This is a genomic window from Naasia sp. SYSU D00948 (assembly GCF_017916515.1).
In the GTDB taxonomy this organism is placed as follows: Bacteria; Actinomycetota; Actinomycetes; order Actinomycetales; family Microbacteriaceae; genus Naasia.
In genome coordinates this window covers 345,707-364,199 of sequence record NZ_JAFMTA010000001.1, presented here as the reverse complement: position 1 = coordinate 364,199, position 18,493 = coordinate 345,707, and the positions used below count along the sequence as shown (strand labels likewise).

Annotated in this window: 16 protein-coding genes; 14 read left to right on the top strand and 2 right to left on the bottom strand. The window is 73.5% G+C overall.

The features are described from left to right. The first annotated feature begins 48 nt into the window (after nt 1-48). Both J3P30_RS01740 and J3P30_RS01735 read left to right on the top strand, forming a co-directional pair. Nucleotides 49-1,062, top strand: a complete 1,014-nt coding sequence (locus J3P30_RS01740; RefSeq protein ID WP_307807357.1) for a M24 family metallopeptidase — start codon at nt 49-51, stop codon at nt 1,060-1,062. Between the two features lie 132 nt (nt 1,063-1,194). Then, nucleotides 1,195-2,175: a LacI family DNA-binding transcriptional regulator gene (locus J3P30_RS01735; RefSeq protein ID WP_210481819.1), complete on the top strand. Its 981-nt coding sequence runs from the start codon at nt 1,195-1,197 to the stop codon at nt 2,173-2,175. Here the strand turns inward: J3P30_RS01735 and J3P30_RS01730 are convergent. Then, nucleotides 2,164-2,829: an alpha/beta hydrolase gene (locus J3P30_RS01730; protein ID WP_210479231.1), complete on the bottom strand. Its 666-nt coding sequence runs from the start codon at nt 2,827-2,829 to the stop codon at nt 2,164-2,166. The two genes, J3P30_RS01735 and J3P30_RS01730, sit on opposite strands and share 12 nt — an antisense overlap. A gap of 137 nt (nt 2,830-2,966) precedes the next feature. Between J3P30_RS01730 and J3P30_RS01725 the strand changes: the two genes are divergently transcribed. The 7 genes from J3P30_RS01725 (at nt 2,967) to J3P30_RS01695 (ending at nt 11,173) form a co-directional block, all read left to right on the top strand. Beyond that, nucleotides 2,967-4,385 (top strand): Gfo/Idh/MocA family protein, encoded by a 1,419-nt coding sequence (locus J3P30_RS01725; RefSeq protein WP_210479230.1) that lies wholly within the window; start codon nt 2,967-2,969, stop codon nt 4,383-4,385. After that, nucleotides 4,382-5,293, top strand: coding sequence for an NAD(P)-dependent oxidoreductase (locus J3P30_RS01720; RefSeq protein ID WP_210479229.1), 912 nt, complete (start codon nt 4,382-4,384; stop codon nt 5,291-5,293). Before J3P30_RS01725 ends, J3P30_RS01720 begins: the two co-directional genes overlap by 4 nt. Then, nucleotides 5,286-6,200: a 5-dehydro-4-deoxyglucarate dehydratase gene (locus J3P30_RS01715; protein ID WP_210479228.1), complete on the top strand. Its 915-nt coding sequence runs from the start codon at nt 5,286-5,288 to the stop codon at nt 6,198-6,200. Before J3P30_RS01720 ends, J3P30_RS01715 begins: the two co-directional genes overlap by 8 nt. Beyond that, the gene (locus J3P30_RS01710) at nt 6,197-7,273 is read left to right on the top strand and encodes a mandelate racemase/muconate lactonizing enzyme family protein (RefSeq protein ID WP_210479227.1); all 1,077 of its coding nucleotides are present in this window, start codon (nt 6,197-6,199) and stop codon (nt 7,271-7,273) included. Before J3P30_RS01715 ends, J3P30_RS01710 begins: the two co-directional genes overlap by 4 nt. Then, entirely contained in the window at nt 7,270-8,733 is a 1,464-nt protein-coding gene (locus tag J3P30_RS01705; protein ID WP_210479226.1) for an aldehyde dehydrogenase (NADP(+)), read from the top strand. Before J3P30_RS01710 ends, J3P30_RS01705 begins: the two co-directional genes overlap by 4 nt. A gap of 64 nt (nt 8,734-8,797) precedes the next feature. Further along, nucleotides 8,798-10,282: a carboxylesterase/lipase family protein gene (locus J3P30_RS01700; RefSeq protein WP_210479225.1), complete on the top strand. Its 1,485-nt coding sequence runs from the start codon at nt 8,798-8,800 to the stop codon at nt 10,280-10,282. A gap of 42 nt (nt 10,283-10,324) precedes the next feature. Next, a complete protein-coding gene (locus J3P30_RS01695) occupies nt 10,325-11,173 on the top strand; it encodes a fumarylacetoacetate hydrolase family protein (RefSeq protein WP_246852685.1) in 849 nt (282 codons plus the stop codon). 16 nt (nt 11,174-11,189) lie between these two features. Here the strand turns inward: J3P30_RS01695 and J3P30_RS01690 are convergent, their stop codons facing one another. After that, nucleotides 11,190-12,263, bottom strand: a complete 1,074-nt coding sequence (locus J3P30_RS01690; RefSeq protein WP_210479224.1) for a LacI family DNA-binding transcriptional regulator — start codon at nt 12,261-12,263, stop codon at nt 11,190-11,192. A 172-nt stretch (nt 12,264-12,435) separates the two neighbouring features. On the opposite strand from J3P30_RS01690, the gene J3P30_RS01685 reads away from it, so the two are divergent. The 5 genes from J3P30_RS01685 to J3P30_RS01665 all read left to right on the top strand — a co-directional run bounded on the left by J3P30_RS01685 (nt 12,436) and on the right by J3P30_RS01665 (nt 18,467). Next, nucleotides 12,436-14,664 (top strand): glycoside hydrolase family 3 C-terminal domain-containing protein, encoded by a 2,229-nt coding sequence (locus J3P30_RS01685; RefSeq protein WP_210479223.1) that lies wholly within the window; start codon nt 12,436-12,438, stop codon nt 14,662-14,664. 157 nt (nt 14,665-14,821) lie between these two features. Beyond that, complete coding sequence (locus J3P30_RS01680; RefSeq protein WP_210479222.1) at nt 14,822-16,183, top strand: FAD-binding oxidoreductase; 1,362 nt, start codon at nt 14,822-14,824, stop codon at nt 16,181-16,183. A gap of 80 nt (nt 16,184-16,263) precedes the next feature. Further along, a complete protein-coding gene (locus J3P30_RS01675) occupies nt 16,264-16,572 on the top strand; it encodes a Dabb family protein (RefSeq protein WP_210479221.1) in 309 nt (102 codons plus the stop codon). A 118-nt stretch (nt 16,573-16,690) separates the two neighbouring features. Next, a complete protein-coding gene (locus J3P30_RS01670; RefSeq protein WP_210479220.1) occupies nt 16,691-17,551 on the top strand; it encodes an Fpg/Nei family DNA glycosylase in 861 nt (286 codons plus the stop codon). Between the two features lie 64 nt (nt 17,552-17,615). Next, entirely contained in the window at nt 17,616-18,467 is an 852-nt protein-coding gene (locus tag J3P30_RS01665; protein ID WP_210479219.1) for a carbon-nitrogen hydrolase family protein, read from the top strand. Nucleotides 18,468-18,493 lie beyond the last annotated feature (26 nt).

Genomic DNA, 18,493 nt, shown 5'->3' with positions numbered 1-18,493 from the left:
CCCGCCGACGGGACGCGAGATCTCTCGCCCAGTCGCGAGGACCGGACCGTGAAGCGTGCGAGAGTGCTCGAGATCCTCGACCGTCACAAGGCCGACTCCGTCCTCCTCACGACCGCCGCAGCCGTCAACTGGTACCTCGACGGCGCCCGGACCCACGTCAGCCTGGCCGCGCCGCCGATCGTCGCGGTCCGGGTGGGTCGGCACGGGGACGTCGTGCACCTGACCGGCAACGAGCGGGACCGGATGCTGCGCGAGGAGCTGCCGGAGGACGTCGAGGTCCGTGCCCGGGACTGGTGGCTCCCGGCGCCCGCGGACGGCATCGCCGAGGCGGCGATCGCCGCCGAGCTCCGCGCCGCCCGCTCCGCGCTGCTCCCGACGGAGAGCGCGCGGTTCGCGGCGCTCGGGCGGCGTGCCGCCGAGGCCCTGACGGATGCGCTGGAGGGGGCGACGCCGGACATGACGGAGGCCGCCCTCGCCGCGCGCGTCACCGGCCTCGTGGCCTCCCGCGGCATGGACTCCCTCGTCGTCCTCGTCGGCGGCGAGTCGCGCTCCGAGCACCGGCATCCCCTCCCGACGCCGTCGCCGATCGGGCGCCGGGCGATGGTGGTCCTCTGCGCGCGCCGCTGGGGCCTCATCGCCAACCTCACGCGCTGGATCCGGTTCGGGCCGGCGACGGCGGAGGAGGAGGACAGTGAGGCGCGCATCCTCGAGGTGGAGGCCGACGCCTTCGCCGTGACCCGGGCGGGTGCGGCCGTGAGCGACGCGCTCGCCGAGATCGCCGCCGCCTACCCGCGACACGGCTTCCCGCCGGTCGAGTGGACACGCCACCATCAGGGCGGCCCCGCGGGCTACGACGGCCGCGACCCCCGAGCGGTGCCGGGTCTGCCCGACGTGTTCGCGCCGCGGGCGCACGTCACCTGGAACCCCTCCGCGGCCGGCGCGAAGGTCGAGGACACGGTGGTGATCGAGGGCGGCATCGTCACCCCGCTGACGGTCGACCCGCGGTGGCCGACGACGCCGGTCCGAGGCGTCGCCCGCCCGTCCGTGCTCCAGCTCGGGTAGCGATCCCGCGTCCCCGTCCACCCCGGAAGCAGCAAGCGCTTTCTGGCGGGACACTAGGCTGATCGCGCCCGGCCGTCCCCGGAAGCAGAGGAGAGCGCCGACGTGGCCACCCCTGCCCCCAAGCCGCTGACGATGGCGGACGTCGCCCGGCACGCCGGTGTGTCCCTCGCCACCGTGTCGCGGGTGATGAACGGCAATCCCTCCGTCGACCCCGCGCTCGCCGACCGGGTGCGGGCGGCCGTGGCCTCGCTGAACTACACGGCCAGTCCGCTCGCCCGCAGCCTCGTCTCCGGCCGGACCCAGACCGTGAGCGTCGTGGTGCCGGACCTCGGCAACCCGACGTTCCAGGCGATCCTCCGGGGTCTCAGTCGAGCGGCGTCACGGAGCGGCTACCACGTGCTCGTCGCCGACTCGGCCGAGGTGGTCGAGGAGGAGGAGGTCCTCGCCGTCGCGAGCCGCCGCCGCACCGACGGCATCGTGCTCTGCGCTCCCCGCATGCCCGAGGAGCGGCTCGCGACGCTGCTCCCGGAGCTCGCGCCCGTCGTCCTCGTCAACCGGGACCCGCGGGCGGGCGTGCCGGTCGTGGCGGCCGACTACCGGTCGGGACTCACGGAGCTCCTCGAGCACCTCGCCGCGCTCGGTCACCGCCGCATCCTCTACCTCGCGGGCGTGCCCTGGAGTGCATCGAACGCCCACCGCCTCGAGGCGGTGGAGGACTTCCGCCGTGCCAACCCCGGCGCCAGGGTCGACGAGGTCCCCTGCGGAGTCGACTTCGACGCGGGAGCCGCCGTGCTCGACGACGTGCTGGCGAGCGGGGCCACCGCCGTCCTGGCCTTCAACGATCTCGTCGCGATGGGCCTGCTGAGCGCCCTCGCCGCCAGCGGCGTCCGTGTGCCGGAAGACGTCTCGGTCGCCGGCTTCGACGACATCCCGTTCGCGGCGTACACCTCGCCGCCCCTGACCACGGCGACCGTGCCGGCCGAGGAGCTCGGCGAGAAGGCGTGGCTCGGCATGTCCGGGCTCATCGAGGCCCGGGACGCGCCCGAGTCGGTCTACCTGCGGCCCCGCGCGCGCATCCGCGGCAGCACCGGGCCGGCGCCCTCAGCGCGCTGATCCCCCTCCGTCCCGCAGGTCCAGGCTCGCCAGCCACTCCGCGCAGTCGCGCGTCCAGACCCCGGCGTCGCCGCCCTCCCGGGCCAGGCCCAGCCCATGCCGCCCCGAGGGGTAGACGTGCAGCGCGTGCGGGACCCCGTGCCGGGCGAGCGCCGACCCGAGGAGGTAGGAGTGCTCGACGGGCACGGTGGCATCGTCCGCGGTGTGCCAGACGAAGACGGGCGGGGCATCGGACGAGACCAGGGTCTCGAGCGAGGTGGATGCGCGCAGCTCGTCCGACGGGGCCGGCCCGAGGAGCATGGCACGGGATCCCGCGTGCGTGTCGAGCCGCATCGAGGTGACCGGGTAGCACAGGACGAGCACGTCGACCCGCTCCTCGGCCGTGGCGCCGGGCGCGAGGGCGCCGAGACCGGCGGCGTGGCCGCCCGCCGAGAAGCCGAGCAGGCCCACGCGCGCCGCGCCGCGCTCCCGGGCACTGCGGACGGCGGCGCGCACCGCGTCGAGGGGCGCGGGATGCCGCGTCTGCACGGGATACCGCACGACTTCGGCCGAGCAGCCGAGGGAGCCGAGCCACTCCGCCACCGGCTCCGCCTCGTGGTCGGCCAGGTTCCGGTAGCCCCCGCCGGGCAGGACGATCATGTGCAGATCGCGCATCCCGCCGTCCCCTCCTCCTGGTCCCCGCCGGGTCGTCCCGCGCGGCGCGTTTGACCCTCGCACGCGCGGAGACCACAATAGACGAGCGTCGAGAAAGCGCTTTCTCGCTTTCGCGGGCGCCCGACGAGGAGGTCAGCATGAGCGGTTCCGGAACTCCCGGAACGATCGAGGGGACGGCCGGGGACACGCGCGGGCAGGCGGGGGAGCGCCGCCGGTACGCCGTCGTGGGAACGGGCTCGAGGGCCCAGATGTACGTCGGCGCCATCGCCGGCCCCTTCGCCGAGGTGGCGGAGCTCGTCGCCTGGGGCGACACCAACCCGGGCCGGCTCGACTGGTCCGAGCAGCGGCTCCGGTCGGCGGGACTCGAGGCTCCGGCGCGCTTCGATCCGGCCGAGCTCGGCGACGCCGTCCGCGCCCACCGCATCGACCGGGTGATCGTCACGACCCCCGACTTCACCCACGCCGACTACGCCGTCGCCGCCCTCGAGGCCGGCGCGGACGCCGTCGTGGAGAAGCCCCTCACCACGACCGAGGAGGGCGTGCGGCGCATCGCCGAGGCCGCGGAGCGAACCGGCCGCGCGGTCACGGTGACGTTCAACTACCGCTACTCGCCCCGCAACTCCGCCCTTCGGCGGGTGATCCAGTCCGGCGAGATCGGGCAGGTCACCTCGGTGCACTTCGAGTGGGTCCTCGACACGGCGCACGGCGCCGACTACTTCCGGCGCTGGCACCGGGTGAAGGAGAACTCCGGCGGACTGCTGATCCACAAGTCGTCGCACCACTTCGACCTCGTCAACTGGTGGCTGCAGGACGCCCCGACCCGCGTGTACGCGAGCGGGGGGCTCCGCTTCTACGGCGCCGAGAACGCGGCGAAGCGCGGCCTCGGCCCGCGGCCCGAGCGCGGCTCCGTCGACTCCCCGCACCGTGACGCGTTCAGCCTCGACCTCCGCACCGACGACCACCTGCGCGGCCTCTACCTCGAGCAGGAGAAGTACGACGGGTACCTCCGCGATCGCGACGTGTTCGATCCGGGCATCACGATCGAGGACAACCTCGCCCTGATCGTCGACTACCTGTCGGGCGCCACGATGTCGTACTCGCTCAACGCGCACTCGCCCTGGGAGGGGTACATCGTCGCGGTGAACGGCACCAGGGGCCGCGCGGAGCTCACGGTCGTCGAGCGCGGCGCCGTCCTGCTCGACGGGGACGGCGGCAGGGTCGTCGATCCCAGCGCGCGCCCCGAGGGGGTCGTCGACGAGAGCGGCCGGCCCGTGTCCGAGCGCCTCGTCGTGCAGAAGCACTTCGAGCCCGCCCGCCAGGTCGAGATCCCGACCGGCGAGGGCGGGCACGGCGGCGGCGACGAGCAGCTCCTCCGCGACGTGTTCGTCGGCGGCGACGAGGACGAGCTGGCGCGGGCGGCGTCCTGGACGGACGGCGTCCGCTCCGTCGCGGTCGGCCTCGCCGGGAACCGGTCCCTCGCCGAGGGACGCCCCGTCCCCACCTCCGAGCTCGACCTCGGCCCGGCGTCCGCGGTGCTGCGCGAGGGCGCCCGATGACGCGGGTCCTCGTCACCGGCGGCTCCGGACGCCTCGGCCGCAGCGTCGTCCGGGTCCTCGCGGAGGCCGGCCACGGGGTCGTCTCGGTGGACCGGGAGGCGCTCGAGGGGCTGCCGGCCCGGCAGCTGCAGGCCGACCTGCTCGCCCCCGGAACCGCCTCCCGCCTCTTCCGGGAGGTCCGCCCTGAGGCGGTCGTGCACCTCGCGGCGATCGCCGTGCCGTTCAGCGCGCCCGAGGCCGAGACGTTCATCACGAACACCTCGCTCGCGTACGCGGTGCTCGAGGCGACCCTCGAGAGCGGAGCGAGCTCCCTCCTCGTCGCGAGCAGCCCGACCGTGATCGGCTACAACTCGCCGAGCGGCTGGAGCCCCGCCTACCTGCCCCTCGACGAGCGGCATCCCGTCGCTCCGTGGAACGCCTACGCCCTGTCCAAGGTCGCCGTCGAGCAGCTGATGGCGAAGGCGGTGCGCAGCGACGGCCACCGCGCCCGCTTCGGCGCCTTCCGGCCCTGCTACGTGATCTCCCCGGAGGAGTGGCAGGGGGCGCCCACCCAGCAGGGGCACACCGTCCTCGAGCGGCTCGACGACCCCTCGCTATCGGCGGTCGCCCTGTTCAACTACCTGGACGCCCGTGACGCCGGCGACTTCGTCCGGACCTGGATCGAGAACGCCGACCGCATCCCGAACGGCGAGGTCTTCTTCGTCGGGGCCCCGGACTCGCTGGTCCGGGAGCCGGTCGGCGAGGCCCTCGAGCGGCTCGTGCCCGGCGTCGGCGGCGCAGGACGGCACCTGGCTCCCGACGCGGCGGTCTTCTCCAGCACCCATGCCGAGGAGCTGCTCGGCTGGCGAGCACGGCGCACCTGGCGCACCGAGCTCGCCGCGACGAACACGGAGGCTTCACATGGCTGAGCTCGGATTCGCGGACGGCGTCCTCTTCTTCCCCGTCACGGCGTTCGACGGCAAGGATCGCGTCGACTCCGAGGTCGTCGAGCAGCACATCGCGACGGGCGTCGAGCACGGTCCCGGCGCGGTGTTCGCGGCCTGCGGCACCGGCGAGTACCACGCCCTGGGCTTCGACGAGTACGAGATCGTCGTGCGGGCCGCCGTCCGTGCGACGGCCGGCCGCGTTCCGGTCGTCGCCGGGGTCGGCGGCCCTCTCGGCCAGGCGGTCGCCTGCGCGCGCATCGCCGAGCGGGCCGGCGCTCGCGCGCTCCTCGTGCTGCCGCCCTACCTCGTGCAGGGCCCGCAGGAGGGACTCGTCGCCTACGTGCAGGCCATCGCCGCCGCGAGCCTGCTGCCGGTCATCGTCTACCACCGCGGCACGGCGAAGTTCTCGACGGCCTCCATCGCGCGACTGCTCGAGGACGAGCGGGTGGCGGGCATCAAGGACGGCGTCGGGGACGTCGCCCTCGCCCAGGAGTTCGTGCTCACGGCCCGGCGGTCCGGCCGCTCGGACGTCCTGTTCTTCAACGGGCTGCTCACCGCGGAGCTGAGTCAGGCCGCGTACGCCGCGATCGGGGTCCCGCTCTACTCGTCGGCCGTGTTCGCCATGGCTCCCGACATCGCGACGGCCTTCTACCGCGCCTACCGGGAGGGGGACCAGGAGATCCAGGCCCGGCTGCTCGACGGCTTCTACGCGCCGCTCGTCCGCCTGCGCGACGAGACGCCCGGCTTCGCGGTCGCCCTGATCAAGGCGGGTCTCCGCCTCCGCGGAGTCGACGTGGGGCCGGTGCGCGCGCCGCTCGTGGACCCGAACCCGGATCAGCTCGAGCGACTGCGGGGACTGCTCGAGCAGGGCCGGGCGCTGATCGCGTGACCGCGACGATCCGCGAGCTCCGCACCCGCCGCATCCGCATCCCGCTGACCCGGCCCTGGGGCGCCGACGTGCGCGACCTCAGCGTCGTGGAGGTCGCCGTGACGGCGTCCGACGGCGCCGAGGGCCACGGATTCAGCTGGACGCCGACGATCGGCGGCCGCGCCGTGCAGGCGCTGCTCGAGGACGACATCGCGCCCTTCGCCGCCGGCCTGCCCGCCGAGCCCTCCATCTGGCGGGACGTGTGGGAGCGGATCCACGAGGCCGGCGGCGGGGGAGTCACCACCATCGCGCTCGCCGGGCTCGACCTCGCCCTCTGGGACCTCGCGGGCCGCCGCGCGCACCGCTCGGTGACCGACCTGCTGGGTCGGCGGCACGACCGGCAGCCGGTGTACGGCAGCGGCGTCAACCTGCACTACTCGCAGGAGCAGCTCGTCGAGCAGGTCCGGCGGTGGGTGGCGGCCGGCTACGGCGCGGTCAAGGTCAAGATCGGCAAGCCCGACCTCGCGGAAGACCTCGACCGGCTCCAGGCCGTGCGCGAGGTCCTCGGCCACGGCCGCGCCCTCATGGTCGACGCCAACCAGCGGTGGGAGCTCGACCGTGCGACCCGCGCCGCGGAGGCTCTGCTGGAGCTCGGGGTGCGCTGGCTCGAGGAGCCGATGCGCGCCGACGACCTCGCGGCGCACCGCGAGCTCAAGCGGCGCGTGCCCCTCCCGCTCGCCGTCGGCGAGAACCTGCACACCGTCCACCGCTTCCGCGACTGGCTCGACGCGGGCGCCGCGGACGTCGTCCAGCCCAACGTGATCCGCGTCGGCGGCATCACGCCGTTCCTCGCGATCGCCGAGCTCGCCCGCGAGCGCGGCGTCGAGCTCGCCCCGCACCTCCTGCCGGAGCTCTCCGCGCAGCTCGCCTTCGCCCTTCCCGAGTCGACGTGGGTCGAGGACGTCGAGGACGCCGGGTTCGAGCAGCTAGGGTCGCTCGTCGAGGCGCCCGGCCTCCGCATCGAGAAGGGCTGGGTCACGGGCGGACCGCCCGAGGGACTCGGCATCCGCTTCGCCGAGGAGGAGAAGGCATGACGGACACCACCATCGACCAGGTCGACGATCTCGCGCGGGCGGCCGCGAGGGCGTTCGAGCTCACCGTCCGCTCGTCCGGGGCGGAGCGCGCCGGATGGCTGCGGGCGGTCGCCGACCGGCTCGACGAGCACGCGGACGAGCTCACGCGAGCCGGCGACCACGAGACCGCGCTCGGCGACCCGCGCCTGCGCGGCGAGGTGACGCGCACCACGGGGCAGCTCCGGCTGTTCGCCGACGTCGTCGAGGAGGGCGGCTACCTCGAGGCGGTCATCGACCACGCCGATCCGGACGCGACCCCGCCGAAGCCGGACCTGCGCCGCATCCTCCGGCCGATCGGCCCTGTCGCGGTGTTCTCGGCGTCGAACTTCCCGTTCGCGTTCTCGATCGCCGGCGGCGACACCGCGTCCGCACTCGCCGTCGGCTGCCCGGTGATCGTCAAGGCCCATCCCGGCCATCCGGAGACCTCCGGCCTCACCGCCGGCCTCGTCGCCTCGGCCCTCGCCGACGCGGGCGCCCCGGAGGGCGTCTTCGCGATGATCGAGGGGTTCGAGGCGGGACTCGCGCTCGTCGACCACCCCGCGATCCAGGCCGTCGCGTTCACCGGGTCCGTCCGCGGCGGCCGGGCGCTGCACGAGCGGGCCGCGGCGCGTCCGGCCCCGATCCCGTTCTTCGGGGAGCTCGGCAGCATCAATCCGGTCGTGATCACGCCCGGTGCGGACGCTGCACGCGGCTCCGCGCTGGCGGAGGGGCTCGCCGGGTCGTTCCAGCTCGGCAACGGCCAGTTCTGCACGAAGCCCGGCGTCGTCTTCGTGCCTCGGGGGTCGGGCGTCGAGTCCCGGCTGCCGGGCCTCGTCGGCACCTCGCCGCACAAGATGCTGACCGAGTCGATCGCCGCGGGCTTCTCGCGCGGCCTCGAACACCTCCGGTCCGTGCCCGGCGTGACGGTCGTCGCCGGCAGCGGGGAGGCGGCCGGGGAGGAGGTCGCTCCCGTGGTCCTGCGGGTCGGCGCCGAACAGCTCCGCGAGCACGCGTCCGAGCTCTTCGAGGAGGTCTTCGGCCCGCTCACCCTGCTCATCGAGTACGGCGACGAGGAGGAGGTGCTGGCCGCACTCGCCGAGCTCGAGGGCAGCCTCACCGCGACGCTGCACGCGCAGGACGGCGAGGCCCGACCGGAGCTGGTCGCGGCGCTCGAACGCATCGCCGGTCGGGTGCTCTTCGCCGGCTGGCCGACGGGCGTGGCGGTGACCTGGTCGCAGCACCACGGCGGGCCCTGGCCCGCGACGACGTCGCAGCACACGTCCGTCGGAGCGACCGCGGTGCGCCGCTTCCTGCGCCCCATCGCGTACCAGGACGCCCCGGCCGCCGTCCTGCCGCCCGCCCTGCAGGACGACAACCCCCTGCGCGTCCCCCGCCGGGTGGACGGCGTCCTGCAGGTCCCGGAGGCGTCGCCGGTCCGCTGAGCGCGAGCGCCCGGTCGTGCCAGGATGGCCGGGGCGTCCACCGCGGGACGCCGACGGGAGAGCGATGACCACCGACGCCGGAGCGCAGTACCCCATCGTCGAGACGACGGCGGGGGCCGTCCGCGGCTTCCGCCGCGGCGACTCGGACGTGTTCCTCGGCATCCCCTACGCGGAGGTGCCCTTCGGCGAGCGCCGGTTCCTCGCGCCCGAGCCCCGCGCGCGCTGGAGCGGTGTGCGCGACGCTCTCGAGTACGGGCCCACCCCGCAGCGCAAGGCGCTGGCCGAGGTGACCGCGATCCCGGAGCCGAGCATCCCCGGGGAGGACATCCTCTCGGTCAACGTCTTCACGCCGAGCGCCCGTCCCGCCGACGGCAGCGGCCTCCCGGTCCTCGTGTACATCCACGGCGGCGGCTACGTCGCCGGCTCACCCGCGAGCCCCTGGTACGACGGCGCGGCCTTCAACCGCGACGGCGTCGTCCTCGTCGTGATCTCCTACCGGCTCGGCTTCGAGGGCTTCGGCTGGCTGCCCGACGCTCCCGCGAACCGCGGCATCCTGGACTGGATCCTCGCCCTCGAGTGGGTCCGCGACAACATCGGGACGTTCGGGGGGGACCCGGCCCAGGTCACCATTGCGGGCCAGTCCGCCGGCGGCGGCGCGGTCATGACCCTGCTCACCCTGCCGGGCGCCCGCGGCCTGTTCTCCCGCGTCGCGGCGCTCTCGCCCGCGCCCGCGGACATCACGCTCGCCGTCGCCGAGCTCGCGACCACGACGCTGGCCGAGCGGCTGGGCATCGAGGGGGACCGCGCCGGCTTCGCGTCAGTGCCCGAGGCGGAGCTCCTGAACGCGATCGGCGGCGGCTTCTCGCCGCTCGAGAGGCCGACCGCGGAGAGCCTCATCGCGGCGAGCCGCGGCATGGGCGGACTGATCACCTTCGGTCCCGTGGTCGACGGCGACCTCGTCCCCGCCCCGATCGGGGAGAGCGTGCGAGCCGGAGCCGGGGCCGACATCCCGCTGCTGATCGGCAGCACGCGCGACGAGTTCAGCGGTCTCGCCCTCGGGCACAGGAGCCTGTTCGACTCGTGGGAGCCCGAGGAGCTGCTCCGGCAGCTCGGGCTGGACGCGGCCACGGCCGCCGCCTACGTCGGCTCCCTGAACGGCGACCACGCGGCCGAGGCGCTCGGCCAGTACACGACCGACCTCGTCTTCCGGCGGCACACGAGGGCCTGGGCGGACGCCCGGCGCGGCCCCGCCCCGACGTGGGTCTACGACTTCGCGTGGCCCTCCGGCATCGGCGGCATCTCCGGCCACTGCCTGGACGTGCCGTTCGTGTTCGACGTGCTCGCGCACCCGCACGTCGCGACGATCGCCGGAGCGGACGCTCCGCAGTCGCTCGCGGACACCGTGCACGGCGCGTACGCGGCCTTCATCCGCGACGGCCTCCCCGGCTGGCAGGCCTACGACGAGGCGGGCGCCGTCATGGTGTGGGATGCGCAGCCGCACGTCGAGACCGGCACGTACGACTCGGCACAGGTGCTCGTCGGCTCGTGACACGGAGCGGCGCCGGAGCGGTCGCGAGGCCATACTGAGCGCATGGTGAAGCTCGCCAACGTCGCCGGCCGCTCCGTCCTCGTCCTGGGCCAGGGGTCCGGGCTCGACATCGCGACCGCGAGCGGAGGGCGCTTCGGGCCCGACCCCCAGCAGGTCGTCGGGAACTGGGACGCGTTCATCGACTGGCTGAGCCGGCTGCGCTACGACGAGGGCGACGTCTCCTTCACGCCCTCGGACCTCGGCCCGCCGGTTCCCCGGCCCACCCAGGTCTTCGCGATCGGGGTCAACTACCGCGAGCACGCGGACGAGGCCGGCTACCCGCCCGACTCGCTGCCGGTGACGTTCACCAAGTTCGCGTCCTGTCTCACCGGCGCCGATGCCGAGGTGACGCTCCCGACCGCGACCGTGGACTGGGAGGTCGAGCTGGTGGTCGTGATCGGCCGCGGCGGGAGGGACGTGGCCAGGGCCGCGGCGTGGGATCACGTCGCCGGAGTGACGGTGGGACAGGACCTGTCGGAGCGGACCTCCCAGATGGCGGGCAGCCGCCCCCAGTACAGCCTCGCCAAGTCGCACGAGGGATTCGGCCCGACCGGACCGTGGCTCGTGACCCCGGACGAGCTTCCCGATCGCGACGACCTGGCCATCTCCTGCTCGATCGGCGGCCAGACCATGCAGTCGAGCAGGACCGCCAAGATGATCTACGACGTGCCCGAGCTGATCGCCCGGCTGTCCGCGGTCTGCGCGCTGCTGCCCGGCGACCTGATCTTCACGGGGACTCCCTCAGGGGTCGGGAACGCCCGGACGCCGAAGCGCTTCCTCACGCCCGCCGACGAGCTGGTGAGCACGATCGAGGGCATCGGATCCATCCGGACCAGGTTCCGCTCCGCCTGAGCAGGGGGGAGGAGAGTCACGCCCCGGCCGGCTCCGGGAACGGCGTGCCATGCACGCCGGAGTCGTCGGCGACGCTGCTCGAGCGCACGATGAGGCGGGACTCGAGCACGACCGTCCGGTGCGCGTGCCCGTCGCCCGCGAGCTCCTCGAGCAGGAGGTCGGCGGCGACCCGTCCCATCTCCACGCCGGGCTGGCTCACGGTCGAGATGGGCAGCACGTGCTCGGTGGCGAAGGTGTTGTCGTCGTGCCCGACGACGGCGACCTCATCCGGGACGCGGATCCCAGCGCTCAGGAGCGACTGGATCAGGCCGGCCGCGAAGGCGTCGGACACGGCCACCACGCCGTCCGGGCGCTCGTGCGGAGCCAGGGCGGCGAGCTCCCGGCCCAGGGCGAGCCCGGCGGGCACGCGGAGCCCTGTGGCGCCGATCGCGGCGAAGCCGGCGCCCGCCACCTCCGCCGCCGCCCGCTCCGCCCCGTGCAGTCGGGACCGCACCGCGGACAGGCTCGGGAAGCCGCCCGCGAAGACCAGCCGCCGGCGCCCGAGGTCGAGCAGGTGGCGGGCGGCGAGGTACCCGGAGTGTTCCTCGTCCACGACCACGGCGCAGCCCTCTCCCCGCGGGTCGGCGAGGTTGACGCGGACGATGGGGAATCCGGCTCGGTGGCGGTGCCCCACCTCGTCGTGCGTCGCCTCGAGCGGAGCGACGATCACCCCGGCGAAGCGCGACTCGTCGAACAGCTCGAGGTAGCCGCGCTGCTTCGCGGCGTCCACGTCGCTGTTGGCGAGCACGACGCGGTAGCCGCTCTCGTCCGCCCGCTCCTCGATGCCGCGGGCGATGTCGAGGAAGTAGGAGTTCGCGAGGTCGGTTCCGACGTATCCGATCGTCCGCGTTCGGCCCGAGGCGAGGGCGAGGGCGACCTGGTTGCGGACGAAGCCGAGTTCCTCGATGGCGCGCAGGACCCGCTCGCGGGTGTCCGGCGACACGATCGCCGGGTTGTTGAGCACATTGGAGACCGTTCCGCGGGACACGCCGGCCAGCCGGGCCACGTCCTCCATCAGGGGTTTGTCCCGCTGAGGCCTGTCGGTCGCCATGGAGCGACTGTAGTGACTCCCCCTTCACCAGCAGGGATCCGCGAGGCGCCCCAGCAGAGGCGACGCGCCGTAGATCGGTTGACGAGAGCGCGAGCGCCTCGTAGGTTGCCAGGGATTGGAGCGCTCCAAGAAGCGCAACACGATCTCTCGATGGAGAGGGAAGGGGATCCCCATGTCCACAACCGCACCGAGGGCGCGACGGCGGAGGAGTCCCGCCGTCGCGTCCGCTCTCACCGCGCTGACCCTTCTCGTGCCCGCGGGTGCCCTCGGCATCGCCGGCCCCGCCGCGGCCGTCGACTGCACGACGGTCCCCTGGATGGACACGACGAAGAGCGCCGAGGAGAGGGCGACGGCGCTGCTCGAGGCGAGCACGCTGCACCAGAAGTACCGCTGGCTCAACGAGCAGGCGGCCAACTCGCCGCAGCAGACCGAGTTCCGCGGGGTCGTCTACCCGGCTCAGCTCGAGTGCACGCCGACGGTGGTCTACTCGAACGGGCCCGAAGGCGTCCACGGAGCACCGGGCACCACGGCGTTCCCGGGACCCATCGCCGTGGCCTCCACCTGGAACCTCGAGCTCGGCTACGAGAAGGGCTCCGCGCAGGCCCAGGAGGCCTTCGACAAGGGCAGCGCCGTCGTGCTCGGCCCCGGCGTCGCGAGCGCGCGGACGCCGCTCTCCGGCCGCAACGCCGAGTACTTCGGCGAGGACCCGCTGCTGTCCGGGCTCTCGGCGGCGGTGAACATCCAGGGCATGCAGGGCAACGAGGACAAGCCGGTGCTCGCCAACCTGAAGCACTACGTCGCCAACGAGCAGGAGACCGACCGCGAGGAGAGCTCGTCCAACATGGACGAGCGGACGCTGCGGGAGATCTACGACCTGCCCTTCGAGATCGCGATCAAGGAGGGCGACCCGCACAGCCTCATGTGCTCGTACAACCAGATCAACGGCGTGTACGCGTGCGAGAACCCGATCCTGACGACCCACCTCCGCGAGGACTACGGGTTCGACGGCTACATCATGTCCGACTTCGGGTCGGTGCACTCCACGGCGCCGTCGCTCGACGCGGGACTCGACCAGGAGCTCAACCGGCCGGTCTGGTACACCCCCGAGCGCCTCGACGCGGCCCTGGCCGCCGGCGAGATCACGGAGGAGCAGATCGACGCCGCGGCCTTCAACGTGGTGCACGCCTACATCGAGGGCGGGCTGTTCGACATCCCCGCTCCGGCGACGCCGCTGCCGGACGTGTCGAGCGAGGCGAACCGCGCCATCTCCCAGCAGATCGCGGAGCAGGGCTCGGTGCTGCTGAAGAACGACGACGCCGTGCTGCCCCTGAGCGACGAGGAGGGCCTGACCATCGCCGTCATCGGCCCGACGGCGTCCGCCCAGCTCAACGCCGAGGGCGTCAGCGCCAAGTCCGTGTGCTCCGCCTACTTCCAGTTCCGCCGAGCCGGCGTGCTGTCCTGCGATCACCTCATCGACCCGCTGACCGCGCTCACCGAGCGGGCGGCGCAGAACGGCCAGACGGTGCTGTTCGACGACGGCGACGACGTGGCATCGGCCGCGGCCCTGGCGGCTCAGGCGGACGTCGCGCTCGTCTTCGGGTACCTCCGCACCGGCGAGTTCGCGGACACGCCGGACCTCCGCCTGGACGGCAACGGCGACCAGCTCGTCGAGGCGGTCGCCGCCGCGAACGACAGCACGGCCGTCGTCCTCGGGCACGGGACCGCGGTCGAGATGCCGTGGATCGACAGCGTCGACGCCGTCCTCGCGACCTGGTACCCCGGCGACCGGATGGGCCCGGCGATCACCAACCTGCTCTACGGCGACGTGAACCCGTCGGGCAAGCTCCCGATGACGTTCCCGAAGTCGGTCGAGGACACCCCGACCAGCACCCCGGAGCAGTACCCGGGCATCGTGGACGCGAACGGCATCCGCCAGGTGGAGTACTCGGAGGGGCTGCAGGTCGGCTACCGCTGGTACGCCGCGCAGGGCATCGAGCCGCTGTTCGAGTTCGGCCACGGCCTCTCGTACACGAGCTTCGACTACAGCCACGTCAAGGTAACGCCGCAGTCGACGGACGGGAAGAAGGAGATCCGGATCCGGTTCCGCCTCACCAACACCGGCGACCGCGAGGGCACCGAGGTGGCGCAGGCCTACGTCGAGCTCCCCTCGAGCACCGGTGAGCCGTCGAAGCGCCTCGTCGGCTGGGAGCGGGTCACCCTCGCCCCCGGCGAGCACGCCAACGTCGAGATCGTGCTGAGCCCCGAGGATCTCGCGGAGCTGCACCTCCTCGAGTACTGGGACGAGAGCGCGGGCGCCTGGACGACCGCGACGGGCACCTACACGGTGACCGTCGGCGGATCCTTCGACGCCGAGGCGGCGAGCAGCTTCCGCATCCGGTGAGCTGACGCAGTCCGGGAGGGGCGGGGAGTTGCGGCTCCCCGCCCCTTCGCGTGTCCGGAGCTGCGGAGGCGCGACCTGAGGACAGTCCGCGACGGGTGTCGGTGCCCCTTTGTACAGTGACGTCGTCGTGCAGAGTGGCGCGGAATCGAGGTGGACGATGGCGGACGGTGCTGCGGTCCCGGGGACCAGCGAGCTGTCGAGTCGGGCAGGAGCCGAGGTGCTCCGCCCGGGCGACGACGAGTACGAACGGCTGAGGCCGGACTACATGGTGGCAGGGGAGCCGGCGCTCATCGTCCGGCCGTCCTCGCCCGAGGGCGTGGCCGAGACGGTCCGCTACGCCGCCGAGCACGGGCTGCCGATCTCCGTGCGCAGCGGCGGCCACGGTGCGGCGGCCTTCGCCAACCCCGGCGGCGTCGTCATCGACCTGGCCCGCCTCCGGGATGTGGCCGTGGGTGAGGCGGGCCTCGTCCGGATCGGCGGCGGCGCCACCTGGGGCGAGATCGCCGCCGCACTCGGCCGGCACGGGCTCGCCCTGTCGTCGGGGGACACCCGCAGCGTCGGCGTCGGCGGCCTCACTCTCGGCGGCGGCATCGGCTGGATGGTCCGGCAGTACGGCCTCGCACTCGACAGCCTGGTCGGCGCGCAAGTGGTGCTCGCCGACGGCCGCATCGTCCGGGCGACCGCATCCGACCACGCGGACCTGTTCTGGGCGCTCCGAGGCGGCGGAGGCAACTTCGGCGTCGTGACCGAGTTCACGTTCCAGGCGCACCCCGTCGGCGAGGTCGTGTTCGGAGCCCTGACCTTCGGCGTCGACGATCTGCCGGGTCTGCTGCGCGGCTGGCGGGACGTCATGCGGGGCGCACCCGAGGAGCTCAACACCACGGTCCTCGCCATGCCGCCCTTCGGGGATCAGCCTCCCGGCGTGCAGATCCTCGTGTGCTGGACCGGAGACCCGGAGCAGGCGGACGAGGTGGTGGCGCCCCTGCGCGCCCTCCCCGGCCTGCGCGACGAGCAGCTCGCCCGCACCGCATACGCGGACGTGCTCGAGGAGCCCGAGAAGCCGGAGGGCGTGACGATCGTCGACTACAACAGCTTCGCGGCCGACTTCGACGACCGCACGATCGATGCCCTCGCCGCCGCCCGGGAGCAGGTCGACGCGTCCGTCCTCATGATTCGGTACCTCCGCGGAGCGCTGAACCGGGTTCCGGCGTCGGAGACCGCCTTCGCGCACCGGGATAGCGAGGTCCTGCTGATCCTCGCCGCGTTCCTCCCCGTGGACGCGGCCCCGGAGGACGTGGCGACGGTCCGCCGGCGCTGGTCGGCTCTCGACGAGTACACGCGAGGCATGTACAGCAACTTCTCGATGCTCGCGGGCGAGGAGACCACGGCCCGGATCTACCCGCCGGACACCTTGGCCCGGCTGCGCGAGGTCAAGCGGGACTACGACCCCGGCAACCTCTTCGCGCGCAACCATAACGTCCGCCCAGCGGAAGGGGTCCTCGCCGGCGTGGGCGCCTAGGGCGGCGCCGACCGCTCGTCGGTGGCAGGGGTCGGAGGGTTCGAGTCGGCGTGGGGGGCACGGGCCGGTAGAAAGGTCCCATGTCGAATGTGATCCATGTCGTCCTCGTCGAGTGGCGGGACGACGTGTCCGCGGATGCCCAGGAGCGCGTGCGCGAGGCGGCCCGCGCGATGGTGGGCCGGATCCCCGGCATCCTCCGCCTCGACGAGGGCCCGAGCGTGAGTCCCGAGGGCCTCGAGCAGGGCTTCGAGTGGGGCCTCGTCATCACGTTCGACAGCGAGGAGGCGCGCGACGGGTACCTCCCGCATCCCGTGCACCGCGTGCTCGCCGAGCAGATCGGCGCGGGGGCCGAGCGGGTCGTCGTGTTCGACCTCCCCTCCGCGGGCTGACGGCGCTCCGCCGGCCCCTCCCTCGGCCGTCGAGCAGCGGGACCGGCCCGCCGGGTCACGAGCCCCGCGGTCCACAACGGCGTAGACGGACGTCGGCGGTACGCCCGACACTGGACCCGTGCCCGAACTCCCCGAGGTCCACGCGCTCGCGACCGACCTGGGCGCGCGCCTGACCGGCCGCACGATCGATCGCCTGGAGCTCGTCTCCTTCGCCGTGCTCAAGACGTTCGACCCGCCCCCGTCCGCACTGGCCGGGCGCACGGTGTCCGGCGTGCACCGGCACGGCAAGTTCCTGGACATCGACGCCGACGGCCTGCACCTCGTCATGCACCTGGCTCGCGCGGGCTGGATCCGCTGGCGCGAGGCGGAGCCGAAGGCGTCGACCCGGCCGGGCAAGGGCCCTCTCGCCGCCCGGCTGGTGCTGGACGACGGGTCGGGGTTCGACGTCACCGAGGCCGGCACCAAGAAGAGCCTCGCGATCTACGTCGTGAACGATGCGCAGGAGGTGCCCGGCGTCGCGAGTCTCGGGCCGGATCCGCTCGCCGACGGCTTCACCGAGGACGATCTCGCCCGGATCCTGGCGGGCGCCGGACGGGCCCAGATCAAGGGAGTCCTGCGGAACCAATCGCTGCTCGCGGGGATCGGCAACGCGTACTCGGACGAGATCCTGCACGTGGCGAAGATGTCGCCGTACAAGCCCGCGGCCATGTCCGAGGACGAGCGGCACCGCCTGTTCGAGGCGATGCAGTCGACGCTGCGGGACGCCATCGCGCGCTCCGACGGGCTCGCCGCATCCGATCTCAAGCGGGAGAAGAAGTCCGGACTCCGGGTCCACGGCAGGACAGGGGAGGCGTGCCCGGTCTGCGGCGACACCATCCGCGAGGTCATCTTCGCCGACTCCACGTTCCAGTACTGCCCGACCTGCCAGACGGGCGGCAAGCCGCTCGCGGACCGGGTGCTGTCCCGCCTGCTCAAGTAGTCCCGCAGCCGACCTGCTCGAGGCGCCCGGCGGGCCGCCGGGGCGCCCCGGCTAGGCTGGCCCCATGAGCGACGCCCAGCTCGGCGTGGCGGTGGCGCAGTTCGCGCCGGGCCGCGACTACGTGCAGAACATCGACCGGATCACCGGTCTCGCCCACCTCGCCGCCCAGCGTGGCGCATCCCTCATCGTGTTCCCCGAGTACTCGTCGTACTTCTCGGACCCGATGGACGGCAGCTTCGCCCGCAACGCCCAGCCGCTCGACGGCCGGTTCGTCGCGCACCTGGTCCAGGTCGCCGGCCGGCTCGGCGCCACGCTGGTCGCCGGCATGGTCGAGCAGCGGCAGGGCTCGAAGTTCTCGAACACGCTCGTCGCCGTCACCGGCGACGGCATCGTCGCCACCTACCGGAAGCTGCACCTCTACGACGCGTTCGGCCAGCGGGAGAGCGAGTGGGTCGTGCCGGGCGACATCGAGGACCCGCAGGTCTTCGAGGTGAACGGCATCCGGGTCGGGATGCAGACGTGCTACGACGTCCGCTTCCCCGAGGTCACCCGCCGCATCGTCGACGCGGGCGCCGAGCTCGTGCTCATCCCGGCGGAGTGGGTGCGCGGGCCGCTCAAGGAGCACCACTGGCGGACCCTCGTCACCGCCCGAGCGATTGAGAACACCGTGTACGTCGCCGCCGCGGATCACGCCCCGCCGATCGGCGTCGGCAACAGCCTCATCGTCGGGCCGATGGGCGTGCACATGGTGGAGATCGGCGAGGCCGTGGACGTCGCGGTCGCCTGGGTGTCCCGCCAGCGCCTCGCCGACGTGCGCGCGAAGAACCCGGCGCTGTCCCTGCGCCGCTTCCGGGTCGAGCCGCTCGCGCCCGCGACGGTGGGCGCCGCCGGGTCGAGCCTCGGCCCGCTGCTGTAGGCCCCGCCGCCGGTCGCAGCAGCCGC

Bases quoted from the DNA above. Each gene is read 5' to 3' on its own strand.
- J3P30_RS01735 (WP_210481819.1), top strand. From the start codon at position 1,195: ATGGCGGACGTCGCCCGGCACGCCGGTGTGTCCCTCGCCACCGTGTCG.
- J3P30_RS01730 (WP_210479231.1), bottom strand. From the start codon at position 2,829: ATGCGCGATCTGCACATGATCGTCCTGCCCGGCGGGGGCTACCGGAAC.
- J3P30_RS01725 (WP_210479230.1), top strand. From the start codon at position 2,967: ATGAGCGGTTCCGGAACTCCCGGAACGATCGAGGGGACGGCCGGGGAC.
- J3P30_RS01720 (WP_210479229.1), top strand. From the start codon at position 4,382: ATGACGCGGGTCCTCGTCACCGGCGGCTCCGGACGCCTCGGCCGCAGC.
- J3P30_RS01715 (WP_210479228.1), top strand. From the start codon at position 5,286: ATGGCTGAGCTCGGATTCGCGGACGGCGTCCTCTTCTTCCCCGTCACG.
- J3P30_RS01705 (WP_210479226.1), top strand. From the start codon at position 7,270: ATGACGGACACCACCATCGACCAGGTCGACGATCTCGCGCGGGCGGCC.
- J3P30_RS01700 (WP_210479225.1), top strand. From the start codon at position 8,798: ATGACCACCGACGCCGGAGCGCAGTACCCCATCGTCGAGACGACGGCG.
- J3P30_RS01695 (WP_246852685.1), top strand. From the start codon at position 10,325: ATGGTGAAGCTCGCCAACGTCGCCGGCCGCTCCGTCCTCGTCCTGGGC.
- J3P30_RS01690 (WP_210479224.1), bottom strand. From the start codon at position 12,263: ATGGCGACCGACAGGCCTCAGCGGGACAAACCCCTGATGGAGGACGTG.
- J3P30_RS01685 (WP_210479223.1), top strand. From the start codon at position 12,436: ATGTCCACAACCGCACCGAGGGCGCGACGGCGGAGGAGTCCCGCCGTC.
- J3P30_RS01680 (WP_210479222.1), top strand. From the start codon at position 14,822: ATGGCGGACGGTGCTGCGGTCCCGGGGACCAGCGAGCTGTCGAGTCGG.
- J3P30_RS01675 (WP_210479221.1), top strand. From the start codon at position 16,264: ATGTCGAATGTGATCCATGTCGTCCTCGTCGAGTGGCGGGACGACGTG.
- J3P30_RS01665 (WP_210479219.1), top strand. From the start codon at position 17,616: ATGAGCGACGCCCAGCTCGGCGTGGCGGTGGCGCAGTTCGCGCCGGGC.